This window comes from Erythrobacter sp., assembly GCF_024305245.1.
Classification (GTDB): domain Bacteria; phylum Pseudomonadota; class Alphaproteobacteria; order Sphingomonadales; family Sphingomonadaceae; genus Erythrobacter.
Genome location: NZ_JAMWYX010000004.1, coordinates 30255 through 41836 on the forward strand (window position 1 = coordinate 30255; position 11582 = coordinate 41836).

The following is an 11582-nucleotide window of genomic DNA, read 5'->3' on the forward strand; positions in this document are numbered from 1 at the left end:
CCGCCGTCCCTGCCGGGTTCTGGATGTTCATGCAGTGCGCGCAATGTCGAGAGCGGCAGTGTCGCCCTCGGCGCTTGCGACTGCGATGGCATGGTAATCGGGCGTGCGCCCCCGCAGCGCCTCGTCCCACAGATCGGTAAGCAGGTGCTTGTGCCGCTCGATGTCGGATTTTTTCGCCTGTTCGAAACCGCGCTCGCGCATTTCCTCTGGCACGGGGCCGGATACGATTCCCGGCAATTCGTCGATCGAATCGTAGAGCACGCCCGCGCCTTCACCGACATATTGCGCAAGGTCGGGGCGCAGGTTGGGCATGCACACGCCGACGCCGGCGGCCTGCGCTTCGGCGATGGCCATCGGCCAGCCGACGGTGGGGATGTCGAAATCGCCGGTATAGACCAGCCAGCGGTGCTTCTTGTATTCGGCCGGCATGGCTTCGGGCTGGATCGGGTCGATGAAATTGACCCGCGCGCCCATCTCGGCTGCATCGCGCTTCAGCCCGTCGATGTGATAGCCCATGGCATAGAGGTTGAACTCGCGTTCGGGCACCTTCTTCGCCAGCCGCAGGAAATCGGGCATGGCCTTCTTCGGGGTGGCGACCCCGGTGTTCATCACCGCGTCGCCATTGGGCGATCGGTCGTGAAAATGTTCGAACCGCACCACCGGAAAGCAATCGATCAGCTTGGCCTCGCTCACTCCGGCCCGGCGCAACCACTCGCGCGAGCAGGGGAAGGTCAGCACCCCCAGGCACAGATCGCTGTCCATCGCACGGATCCCTTCCATGAACCACGGCGTGCGTTCCAGCGGCGGCTGGCGCTTGATCATCTGCTTGATTCGGCCCTTCAGGCTCTTCTTGCGCAGCGCGATGGTGTCGAACGAATGGGTGCGCACGGTGAAGGGAATGTCGGTGATCTCGGAAAGCTGGCCGATAAAGCGCAGTTCGGTCAGATAGTGGGTGTGGAGAATGTCCGGCCGGAACGCGCGCACCGCCGCGACGAAATCGTCCATATCCTCGGCGAAGCTGTGCGGCAGGTGATTGTCATAGGGAATGTCGGGGCCCTTGCGGGTGACGATCGCGACCTCGTAATCCTCGGTCAGCGCCTCGATTTCGTTCTTGATATAGGTCTGGCTGATCTGCGGATATTCCTTGAGCAGGAATAGAACGCGGGGCTTGTTGGAGCCGGAACGCTGCGGTTCATGAAAACTCATCGTCATGGGAACTCCCGTGATTGGCGACGGTAGGTTTGCGGCGTCACGAACAGGGGCGATCAGGCCGCCAGACACGCGCTGTTGCTGCGATGCAAAAAGACAGCTTTGTTCCGCAAATCGCCCTTAAGCAGGTTAGGGACGTCCGGCGGCATCTTTCGCATCCTCCAGCAAATGGCAAATTCGCAAGCTCGCAGGGCGCTGCCGATCAGCGGCGAAGATGATTTGCGGGTGTCGATCATCCTCCCGACCTTCAATCGTGCGCACCTGATCGGTGAGAGCATCGCTTCGGCGCTGGGCCAATCGCATCCGCCAGCGGAGATTATCGTGGTCGATGACGGATCGACCGATCGAACCGCTGATGTCGTGTCGAATTTCGGCGATCCGGTGAGGTATCTGCGACAGGACAACGCGGGCAAATCGGCGGCGCTGAACCGCGGGATTGCGGCAGCGTCGGGCGATGCGCTGCTGGTGCTCGATGATGATGATCTGCTGCCGCCCGGCGCACTGGCCGCACATGTCGCAGCACTTGTCGCCGCGCCGGAAGCGGGATTTTCTTTCGGACGGTTCGTCCGGTTTTCCGGACCGTCGGAGAACGCGTTTTCCAGCACCGACATCGAACCCCTGCCACAGCTGGGAGAAAAGCGGCTGCTGGTGCAGCTTATGCAATGCTGCTTTCTGCCGAATCCGGCATGGATGGTACGGCGCGATCTGCAGGTGGCCGCCGCGCCCTACCGCCGCAACCTGCCGCGCGGGCAGGATTACGACATGATCTTGCGAATCGCGCGGGCTGCGCCGGGGGTCTACGCGGGCGGGATCACGCTCCACCAGCGCAAGCATGTTGCGGCTCGCAACACCAGCAAGGGCAAGGTCGTTGCCAAGGACACCGTGTCGGGTTGGATCGAAGCCGAACAGATGATGTTCCGTGAGCTTGATGCGACGTGGAGCGATGCGGATTTCCAGCCGTTTTCCGATAGTCCTGCAGGGCCGGAGGGCGAACGGCTGGCCATTCTTCAGCGCGCCATCATCATGTTCATGCGCAAGGTCCACGACCGCGCGGCGTATCATCTTGTTCGCTATGCCGAACGCCTCGGCAACGGTGCTCCGACACCGCGCGAACTGATGATCGCGGGCGATCTTCTCGGGGCGCGTTACGGGATCGATGATTTGATCGATGGCTCGCATGATCCCGAGCAACTGGGCGCGCGCCATCTGCCGCTATCCCTGCGCAAGGCGATGGCGCGGCAAATGCCCTGGCGGATGCGTGAATTGCTGCGGGACGGGCGGTTCGAGGATGCGGCGCACTTGCTGGAATGGGGTGCACGCGCCTTTGGTACGGCGGCGCTGCTGGCGGCAGGTGCCGACCGGCTGATCGCTTATCGTTCCACCCCGCAGGCCACGCCACGCAAGACAGCCGCGTAGGTATCGTGGCTGTGCTCGATCGAGAAATCCATCGCCCGTTTGCGCGCCTGATGTCCCAACGCGCCGCGCGCGGCAGAATCGTTCAGCAACCGCCCCACTGCCGCCGCCAAAGCGTCGGGGTCTTCTGCGGGCACCAGCTCGGCAGTGCCCGCCGCGGTGCGTGCCACACCGCCCACGTCGGCGGCGACACAGGCCATTCCGGTCGCCATTGCTTCAAGCAGAGCAAGCGGAGTGCCTTCGCTGCGTGAGGGCAAGACGAACAGATCGGCTGCGTGCAGGCGGGCGCGGACCGCCTCGCGCGACAACCGCCCGACAAATTCGATCTGATCGCCCACCCCGGCCCGCTGCGCCTGTTGTTCGAGCGCCGCCCGCTGCGATCCGTCGCCGACGAGTGACAGGCGCACCGGGGTACCGGCGACGCGCAGGCGGGCGAGCGCTTCGATCAGCAGGTCGAACCCCTTGACCTCTTCGAGCCTGCCGATCGCGACAATCCGCCCTTCCGCCGGGCGTTGTCCGGGGGCGTCGGGCGAGGCGGGGTGCCAGAAGCTGGCGTCGACCCCGTTGGCGATCACCGTGACCTCGCGCACCCGCTGCGGGCCCAATTCCTCGTCGATCTTCGTAGCTATGTCGTGCGATACGGCCGTCACCGCGTCCGCACCTGTGATGATGGCGGCAAGCTGCGGCGCGTCCTGCGGCAGCGGGCGCAGCACGTCGCTGCCATGGCAGGTCAATACCGTGCGATAGCCGAGCAGAGGCGCGAACAGATAGAAATAGCGCGCCGATGGTGAGGCGAAATGGATGTTCACCACATCGGGCCGCTCGCGCAGCAATCGGGTCAGCAGATGCACGGCGGTGGGCAGGTGCAACCACCGCAGCTGCCCGGTGCGCACGGGGAACTGCTCTGCCCATTCGTCGGCATCGCACTTTCCGCCTCCGCTCGCGCTGCTCCAGCCGAGCGAGACCCGGTGGCCTTGCCCGCGCAGATGATCGCACAACGAACGCACGACCGCCTGCGCCCCGCCCGCTTCATCGCGTTCGACATTGGCGTAGACGAGGATGCGCAGCCGCCGGGTGGAACCGGACGCGGCAGTCACGACGCCGCGCCTAGAAAAAGCGCTCGCCGATCCTGATCGTGTCGCCCGGGCGCACCAGGAAGGCGGGGTTCTCGTCAAGATCGACAAGGCTCTCGCGCGTCTGGGTCGCCCGTTTCAGGAACACCCGGTCGCTTTTCGCGCGGTAGGTGAAGCCGCCTGCGGCGGCGATCGCCTGTTCGATGGTGAGCCCTACCGAATAGTCATATTGCCCCGGCCGGGCGACCTCGCCGAGGATGTAATAGGGGCGGTAATCGATGATTTCGGCGCTCACCCGCGGGTCTGCCAGATAGCCTGCACCGAGCCGGGTGGTGAGATCGGTCTGGAGATCCTCGACCGTGCGCCCCTCGACCTTTATGTTGCCGATCAGCGGGAAGGACACGTCGCCCGCTCCGGTCACGCGGTATTCGCCGGTCAGGGTTTCCTCGCCGAACACGATGATGCGCAGCTTGTCGCCAGCCCCCAGCGTATAGGGCGCGCTGGCTGCGATCGGCGTCGCGCGCGGCAGGTCGCCTCCGCCAGAGCAGGCGGCGAGCGCCAGTGACAGGCAGGCGACGAAGAATGCGATCAGCCGGGAAATCATGCAGGTTTCCTTTCGGGTCGGGAACGGGTTCGGGGTGATGGTCGGGGGCGCAGGACGCCGGTTCTTTCACGCCCATGCGCGCGGTCGGGCGAACCCAGCGGCAGCGCGATCAGCGCGGCGAGCACGGCGTAAAGCACCACGGTCTCGGTCAGGAACGGGCCGATGACCAGTTCGGTGCGGACCCGCAGCAGGATCGTCAGCAGCGTCACAAACGCAAAGGCGCGCGGCGCGTCCACGCGGGCGATCAGCAGCAGAATGCTTCGCAGCAGAACGAAACCGAACGGGCCGAGGAACAGCAGCAGGCCCACCATCCCCAGATCGGCCTGCAATTCGCGGAAGGTATCGTGAAAGTGGAAGGCGCGCCCGTCGCTTTGGCCGTTACGGGCGAGCAGCCCCTTGCCCTGCGGCCCCAACCAGATCGCCTTGTAACCATGGCCGATCCCCGGCTGCTGGCGGATCAGGCTGTCGGCGGCCTCCCACAGCAAGGTGCGGCCCGTCAGCCGCGAATCCTTTCCCAGCACATCGGAGCGGAAGCGGTTCGCCTCGGCTTCGATCTGGGGCAAGGCGACCAGCACCGGCACGGTGAGCAGTCCCGCTGCGGCCAGCGCGAACATCCGTCCGCCGCGCCCGAGCCAGTGGGCAAGCGCCAGCAACGCCAGCATTGCCGCCATGACCGCCGCCGAAATGATGGCGGTCATCGAACTGCCCTGCACCAGCACGAAAGCCGCCGGCACCAGCGCCAGTGCGGCCATGACCCTGGCGGGCAGGCGATATTTCGCCGAAGCCAGCACGCACAGGGCCGAACCGAGCCAGAACAGTGCGAAATAGCTGAACTGGTTTTTCGACCCCGCCAGCCCGATCAGCACCGCGCCGTCTTCCGACAAACCGGTCCGACCCGAGGCGAGGCCCAGCAGGCAGGCGAGCGAAACGCCGATGAATATGGCCAGCACCAGCTGGCGCAGATCCAGAACGCGGGCGAGCGCAACGCCCATCAGCACGGTCAAAAACAGTTGCACGCCGTAGCGCAGCGAGATCATCGGCACGTCGGACCACAGCGCCGAAAGGGTGGCGAAAACGGGAAGCAGGACGAACGGCAGCGCGGCCAGCAGCATCGCGGGCAGGCGCCGCCAGTAAATCGCGAGGATCGCGCCGAATGCGGCGATCTGCAGCAGCAGTGCCACAACGCCGATGGCCGGCACGCACAGGCAGAAGATCATCAGAACCGCGAACGGGAACACGGGCAGGCGTTCGAAGCCGAAGACCTCGTCCGCCCCGCTCCATCCCTGTCGCACGATCCTGTCTGACCTCGCCAAGCTTGTCGGCTCCCTGTTTGCTGCGGGCGGAACCGTGGCCGAAGCGCCGCAAGGATTTGATCACACAGGTTAGACTGATGCGGTGCGCTGCTGCTGTTATGGGCCTACGAGAAAGCGCGGCTCGGGCGGGGGCGTCGGCCCGCCCGTCTTGCGCTGGTGGTCGCGCCACTTGTCCTGCGCCACGCCTTTGGCGGCATCAAGGATCAGGCGCGGCAAAGCAGCATTTTCGGCCAGCGCCCGCACCAGACCACGTTCGCGCTTGGCATCCAGAAAATGCCGGTGATGCCAGCGCTCGGCGCATTGCGCGTGATGTGCGGCCAGCGCGCTGCGATCGGTGGGCGACAGCGATTGATCAAGCATCCGCTGGTCAGCTGCCACCAGTGCAGCAAGATCGGCCGCCGAGTGGTTCGCGCTGAGCGAAGTTGCGCTTTCGACCGCCACGTAACCGCAGGCCGCGATGATCCGGAACCGCGCACCCGCCAGCAGCATCCGGGCATAAAGTTCGAAGTCTTCGCCCAGCCGCAGGCGCTCGTTATAGGCCAGATTGTGCTGTTCCAGGAATGCGCGCCGGATCACCGGCTTGAGAAAGCCGAACTCGCCGCGTGGACGATCGGGGCGTGACATGTTGGCCCGGACGAACCGTTCGAAGGTGAGCCGCTGGGCCATGCCCCCGGTATCGAACGCGGCTTGGCCCGCAAACTGCTGTGCTTTTTCGGCGGATGCGAAGACGACGTTGTCAGCCGAAAGATCCCAGTCCGCCTCCGGGTCGGCCAGCGCGGCGAAACGCCCGGCGAGCAGGAAATCATCGGCATCGAGTATCGCGATATGCGGGGCGAAAGATTGCGCAATGGCAAGGTTGCGCGCACCGGCTGGTCCCAGATTACGGGCGCTGGCGATGACTTTCAGGCGCCCCGATCCGTCATCGGCAGCGCGTGCGGCCTGCGCGGTGTGATCGCGCGAGGCATCGTCGACCACGACCACTTCGGACACTTCATTCTGCACGAGAGCCGATGCGACAGCGCGCCCGATCGTGTCCTGAGCGTTCATCGCGGGGATTATGACGCCGATGTCCTTCATGGTGTCTTTCGCCCTTCGCTCCTGCCTGTGACTGGACGTATGATCGGGTTCCGAAACTGGCTGGCTGCGCCACCGATCCGGCCAATCTGTCACTAGGCGGACGCCGGTGGGGCGAAACTAACCCTGTTAAGGTCAGCCATCCGCCTGCCTGTCCTATCGCTTCGTTGCGGCGCAATCAGGAGGAATCACAGCTAGCCATGCCCGCCGGTTCGGCACTTTGCCCCCCGCAGCTTTCGCTGCTGATGGTGGTCCGCAACGGAGCCGCGCATATCGACGCCGCAATCGCCTCGGCGCGGCGGCAGAGCCTGACGGAGCTGGAGATTCTGGTGGTCGATGACGGATCGACCGATGCGACCTGCGCGATCGTGCGCCGCCACGCTGCCGAAGATGCGCGCGTGCGGCTGGAGCCCGGCCCGCGGCAGGGGCTCGCCGCTGTCCGCAATCGCAGCCTTGAACTGGCGCGTGCGCCGTGGGCAGCCATCCTCGACAGTGACGACATCCTTCACCCGCACCACGCCCGCAACCTGCTGGACTTGGCCCGCCGCAGCGGTGCCTCGCTGGTGGCGGCGAACATGATCGCTTTCGATGCGGACAACGCCGCGCTGTTCGCGTCCGGCAGCGACTGGTCGGCGGAGCGCACCATCGAACTTGCGCCCTTCGTCGAGGCCGGACGGCTTGACCGTGCCGGAGTCTCGCTCGGTTACCTCAAGCCGCTGTTCCGGCGCGATGCGCTGGCCGCGCACGGCTTGCGCTATGATGCGCGGCTGCGGATCGGGGAGGATTACGATCTGATCGAACGCACGCTGGCAAAGGGGCTGGCCTATGCGTTCTCGCCTGAACCGACCTATTTTTACCGCCGCCATTCCGGCTCGACCTCGTTCCGGTTGGGATGCGAGGATCTGCGCGCGCTGATCGCAGCCGAGGACGAACGCCCTTGCGCTGCGCCCGGCACGCCGTTGGCCGAAGCGCGCGCGGCGCGGCGGCATTCGCTGGTCGCGGCGCTGGCCCATGCCGAGGCGGTGGCGGACATCAAGGCGGGGCGCATTGCATCGGGTTGCGCACGCTTGCTGCGCGATCCGGCAGCGGCGCGATTGATGGTCCGCAGCGCGCGCGAAGGGCTGACACGGCGCATCGGGTTTCCCGCACGCGATCGGGCGAGCGCGCGCTGGGCGGCGGTTTTGTGCGGCGCGCCGCTGCCCGGCTCACGGATCGAGCGGGCGGCACGGCTGCTGGCCGGGCAGGGCTGCGACCTGCGGTGGATCGAGGATGCGCGCTGCGCCGATCCGCTGGTTCTGGCACAGGCGGGGCGCGGGGCATCGCTGGTGCTGGTGGCGGATGAAGATCAATGCGATCCCGCCGCCTTCGTGATCGCCGACCGTGCGCCGGTGATCGGCGACGGGTCGTTCTGCCACCCCCTGATCGATTCTGTGCTTCCTGCTCGGCCCGCGGAATTGCTGCGCTTCGCCGTTGCAGCAGACGTAGACGCACCGCGCAGCCGCGCACAGGCGGAGGTCGCGGCGTGAAGCAGGTGCTGATCGTCAGCCGCCAACGCCTGATCGGGGCGACCAATGGGAGCTCGGCCTATCTGATCGGCCTTGCCCAGACGATCCGCGATGCGGGGATGGAACCGCATCTGTTGCAGCCATCGCCTGCCATCATGGGCCGTATACCATTCTTCCGGACGCGCGAGGATATCGACGTGTTTGCCAGCCACAAGGTGCGCGGCGTCACCCGCATCGGCCGCTGGTTCGTATCCCGCGATCCCGCTGTGTGGCGCGATGCTGCCATCGGCGCTGCACGCGGGCTGGCGCGGCGGATTGGCTTCACCGGCGGCTGGACCCGCGACCGGCCACGTCCCTATGCGATTGCCGAGGAATGGAGCGAAGCCGACCGCGAATGGCTACGCACCGAAGCAAGCCCGCGCGACTGGGAGGTGGTCATCGCCGACTACGCGTTTCAGGCCGAAGCCTTCGGCGTGCTCGGCACGCCCCGCACCCGCAGCGCCATCATCATGCACGACCTGTTCCACGCCCGCCCGGCATCGGGCGAAGGCGGGGATAAGGACAGCGTGGCCCTGCTGACCCGTGACGCGGAACTGGCGATGCTGGCGCGCGCCGGCACGGTGATCGCAATCCAGCAGGAAGAGGCCGCCTTTTTGCACGATGCCTTGCCCGCAAGCCGGATCGTCATCGCCCCCGCCGCGCACGAACCCGATCCTCCGCCTGCGCCGGGCGACCCTTTCCGCCTGCTGTTCGTCGGCAGCCGCACCGCGCCCAACACCCACGGTCTCGGCTGGTTTCTCGAACAATGCTGGCCGATGCTCATGGCCGCCTCGCCCGGCACCCGGCTCGATGTGGCGGGCACGGTCTGCACGGATTTCGCCGGAAGCGCGCCCGAAGGTGTGCGCCTGCTTGGCCTCGTCCCCGATCTTGACCCGTGTTACGCCGAGGCCGGGATCGTGATCTCGCCGCTGCGGTTCGGGTCGGGGCTGAAGATCAAGCTGGTCGAGGCGCTGGCGAAGGGCCGCCCGGTGGTGGCGACCCCGGTGACGCTGCAGGGCGTGGCCGAGACGTGCGGTCGGGCGGTGATCGAAGCCGGAAGCGCGGAAGGCTTCGCTGCGGGCATCGTGGCACTGCAGCGCAGCGAGGATTTGCGCACGCGGCTTTCTGCCGAAGCGTTGCGGGCGGTGACGCAGCACTTTGCGCCGCGCAGCGCACACCGCGCCTTTCGCGAATGGCTTCAGGATGCGGCGAAGGGTAGTGCCGGGCCGGGCAGGCTTCTGCCCCCCGATGCCAGCGCGCCGATCTCCTGCTTCCAGTAGCCCGCCGACCAGCCAACATGCATGATCATCGCCGCGCTGCCCGCCCAGGCCGCGTCGGCACGCCGTTGGCGCAGCGCCAGCGCGATACCCCACGCCTGACATACGCCCGCCCATCCCAGCGCCGGTAACGCAAGCGCCGGGACGATCGGTGCGCCCAAAGCCAGCGCGCAGGCCGGGGCGACCGCCAGTGGCAAGGCCTGACGCGGGCGCAGGCGGCGCCGGTGACGCCGCGATGTGGCTGCGCGGCCAGCGCCATAGCGGAAATATTGCCGCAACAGACTGCGCAGCCCCCGGCGCGGAAAATAGGTCACCGGCAGGTCCGGCTCCAGCCAGATGCGCGCGCCGTTGGCGAGCAGCCTCAGGTCGAGTTCGGCATCTTCGTTGCAGGCCATGTTCTCGCAATAGCCTCCCGCGGCCACGAACGCGTCGCGCCGCATCAGCGCATGGTGGCCATGATCGACCAGCCCGCCCGCTCCGCCGGTGCGGTGCGCCGCGCCTCCGGTGCCTAGCCGCGAGTTCTGCGCTGCTGCCACGCCGCGAGCGAACCCGCTCTCGGCATAGGTTTCCAGCCGGACCACCACCGCATCGACCGATTGTGTCTGCGCGGTTGCGATCAGGCGCGAGACATAGCGATCGGGATAGACGCCGTGTGCATCGATCCGCGCGATCCATGTCGCATCCGCGCCATAGCGTTCCACCGCACGGTTTATCCCGGCGCTCTGGATGCCGTCGGGATTGTCCATCAGCACGATCCGGTCGCCTTGCGCGGCCATCTGCCGGATGATCGCGCGCGAGCCATCGGTGCTGCCCCCGTCGGCGACAACGATCCGCCGGTTGACCGGATCGGTCAGCAGGCCGCGCAGCAGCGGCGCGATGTGCTCCGCTTCGTTGAGGCATGGGATGATGGTGAGGACGGTGTCCTCTTCGCGGCTGAAGCTGGTGGTCATGCGGCGACTGATCCTATGAGGCGTGCGACAAGGCGCTGATGGTCAGGTGGGGCGAAGGCGATCCGGTCTGCAGGCAGCGCCGCGACCTTCCGGCGCAGTGCCCGGAATTGGTCTGCGTCCATCGCTGCAAGCAGCGGGCCGATGTCGGCGCCGTCCGTCAGGGTCACCCCGACATCGGCTTCTTCCAGCCAGCGCCCGGTTTCCACGCCCGCCAGCGCGATCGGCACCGCGCCGTGGGCGATGCTTTCATACAGGCGATTGGGAAGCAGCCAGCGTGAATTGAGGCCCTCTTCGAAATAGTCGATGCACCATGCGAAATGCACGCGGGCGTAAAGCCGGGGCAGGTCGTCCGGACGATAGGCTCCGGCAAATTCCACGCCGTCCAGCGATGCGATCTCGCGCTCGAAATCGGGAAACTCGCTGGCCGAGGGGATGCCTGCGATCAGCACGCCGATGCGCCCCTGCGATCCGGCGGCGATCCGGCTCAGCAGGTCGAGGCTGCGGCGGCAGCGCAACATCCCGAACCAGCCGAGGATCCAGCGCCCTTCCGGCGCTTGCCCGGCGAGCGCGGCGGGCATCGCCGCGACCTTGTTTTCGACCAGTTCGATCGGCCCGCGATGATGCTGACGGTGCCGGAAATAGCTGCGTTCGAACGCGGGCGAGCTGACCAGCACCAGATCGACTTTCCGCAGCAGCCACCGTTCGATCGCGCGCATCGCCTTGCCCGCCATGCCGCTGCCCAGCATCAGCCGGTGAATGTCGAGGCATTCGTAAACCAGCCGCTGACCCGATTGCCGCAGCCGGGCGGCGATGATCAGCATTTCGAGATTGCGCGCGATCACGACGTTCGCGTTCCGGACCAGCGGGGCAAGCCGTCCGGGTGCCAGCAGTACCAGCAGCACCAGCAGCGCGCGCCGGGCCAGCCGGGCATCCTCGGTCCGGCCCAGAGCAAGCGGCTGCGTGCCTGCTACCCGGTCGGGCGGCGGTCGGCGGAAGAAGCCCGCCAGCCGGACATCGCCGCCACCGCCCGTCAGACTGGCGACCCGCCGCGCAACGGCAGCATCCCCCAGATCATGGACGAGATAGGCGATCGTAACTGGCACTGGCCCCCCTGGACTGTGTAAT

At 66.6% G+C, this 11582-nt stretch carries 11 protein-coding genes; 3 read left to right on the plus strand and 8 right to left on the minus strand.

Going from position 1 to position 11582, the window contains the following annotated elements; genetic code table 11:
• Window positions 1-27: 27 nt before the first annotated feature.
• Window positions 28-1212 (minus strand): hypothetical protein, encoded by a 1185-nt coding sequence (locus Q0L48_RS06925; protein WP_296718874.1) that lies wholly within the window; start codon window positions 1210-1212, stop codon window positions 28-30.
• Window positions 1213-1265: 53 nt separating this feature from the next.
• Window positions 1266-1445 (minus strand): hypothetical protein, encoded by a 180-nt coding sequence (locus Q0L48_RS06930; protein ID WP_296718878.1) that lies wholly within the window; start codon window positions 1443-1445, stop codon window positions 1266-1268.
• Here Q0L48_RS06930 and Q0L48_RS06935 point away from each other — a divergent pair.
• Window positions 1435-2625, plus strand: a complete 1191-nt coding sequence (locus Q0L48_RS06935; RefSeq protein ID WP_296718880.1) for a glycosyltransferase family 2 protein — start codon at window positions 1435-1437, stop codon at window positions 2623-2625. The genes Q0L48_RS06930 and Q0L48_RS06935 overlap by 11 nt on opposite strands.
• Here the strand turns inward: Q0L48_RS06935 and Q0L48_RS06940 are convergent.
• The 4 genes from Q0L48_RS06940 to Q0L48_RS06955 all read right to left on the minus strand — a co-directional run bounded on the left by Q0L48_RS06940 (window position 2580) and on the right by Q0L48_RS06955 (window position 6689).
• Window positions 2580-3719, minus strand: a complete 1140-nt coding sequence (locus tag Q0L48_RS06940) for a glycosyltransferase family 4 protein (protein ID WP_296718882.1) — start codon at window positions 3717-3719, stop codon at window positions 2580-2582. The genes Q0L48_RS06935 and Q0L48_RS06940 overlap by 46 nt on opposite strands.
• A 10-nt stretch (window positions 3720-3729) precedes the next feature.
• Complete coding sequence (locus Q0L48_RS06945) at window positions 3730-4299, minus strand: polysaccharide biosynthesis/export family protein (RefSeq protein WP_296718884.1); 570 nt, start codon at window positions 4297-4299, stop codon at window positions 3730-3732.
• The gene (locus Q0L48_RS06950) at window positions 4296-5612 is read right to left on the minus strand and encodes an O-antigen ligase (RefSeq protein WP_296718887.1); all 1317 of its coding nucleotides are present in this window, start codon (window positions 5610-5612) and stop codon (window positions 4296-4298) included. Before Q0L48_RS06950 ends, Q0L48_RS06945 begins: the two co-directional genes overlap by 4 nt.
• Window positions 5613-5708: 96 nt before the next feature.
• Window positions 5709-6689, minus strand: a complete 981-nt coding sequence (locus tag Q0L48_RS06955) for a glycosyltransferase family 2 protein (RefSeq protein ID WP_296718889.1) — start codon at window positions 6687-6689, stop codon at window positions 5709-5711.
• 197 nt (window positions 6690-6886) lie between these two features.
• Between Q0L48_RS06955 and Q0L48_RS06960 the strand changes: the two genes are divergently transcribed.
• Both Q0L48_RS06960 and Q0L48_RS06965 read left to right on the plus strand, forming a co-directional pair.
• Window positions 6887-8212 carry a glycosyltransferase family A protein gene (locus Q0L48_RS06960; RefSeq protein WP_296718891.1) on the plus strand — a complete coding sequence of 442 codons (1326 nt, stop codon included), beginning with the start codon at window positions 6887-6889 and terminating at the stop codon, window positions 8210-8212.
• On the plus strand, window positions 8209-9510 hold the full coding sequence (locus tag Q0L48_RS06965; RefSeq protein WP_296718894.1) for a glycosyltransferase family 4 protein: 1302 nt from the start codon (window positions 8209-8211) through the stop codon (window positions 9508-9510). The genes Q0L48_RS06960 and Q0L48_RS06965 overlap by 4 nt, the downstream gene beginning before the upstream one ends.
• On the opposite strand, the gene Q0L48_RS06970 is transcribed toward Q0L48_RS06965, so the two are convergent.
• Window positions 9429-10457, minus strand: coding sequence for a glycosyltransferase family 2 protein (locus tag Q0L48_RS06970; protein WP_296718897.1), 1029 nt, complete (start codon window positions 10455-10457; stop codon window positions 9429-9431). The genes Q0L48_RS06965 and Q0L48_RS06970 overlap by 82 nt on opposite strands.
• Window positions 10454-11560, minus strand: a complete 1107-nt coding sequence (locus tag Q0L48_RS06975) for a hypothetical protein (protein ID WP_296718900.1) — start codon at window positions 11558-11560, stop codon at window positions 10454-10456. The genes Q0L48_RS06970 and Q0L48_RS06975 overlap by 4 nt, the downstream gene beginning before the upstream one ends.
• Window positions 11561-11582: the final 22 nt, after the last annotated feature.

Bases quoted from the DNA above. Each gene is read 5' to 3' on its own strand.
- Q0L48_RS06960 (WP_296718891.1), top strand. From the start codon at position 6,887: ATGCCCGCCGGTTCGGCACTTTGCCCCCCGCAGCTTTCGCTGCTGATG.
- Q0L48_RS06955 (WP_296718889.1), bottom strand. From the start codon at position 6,689: ATGAAGGACATCGGCGTCATAATCCCCGCGATGAACGCTCAGGACACG.
- Q0L48_RS06925 (WP_296718874.1), bottom strand. From the start codon at position 1,212: ATGACGATGAGTTTTCATGAACCGCAGCGTTCCGGCTCCAACAAGCCC.
- Q0L48_RS06930 (WP_296718878.1), bottom strand. From the start codon at position 1,445: ATGATCGACACCCGCAAATCATCTTCGCCGCTGATCGGCAGCGCCCTG.
- Q0L48_RS06970 (WP_296718897.1), bottom strand. From the start codon at position 10,457: ATGACCACCAGCTTCAGCCGCGAAGAGGACACCGTCCTCACCATCATC.
- Q0L48_RS06945 (WP_296718884.1), bottom strand. From the start codon at position 4,299: ATGATTTCCCGGCTGATCGCATTCTTCGTCGCCTGCCTGTCACTGGCG.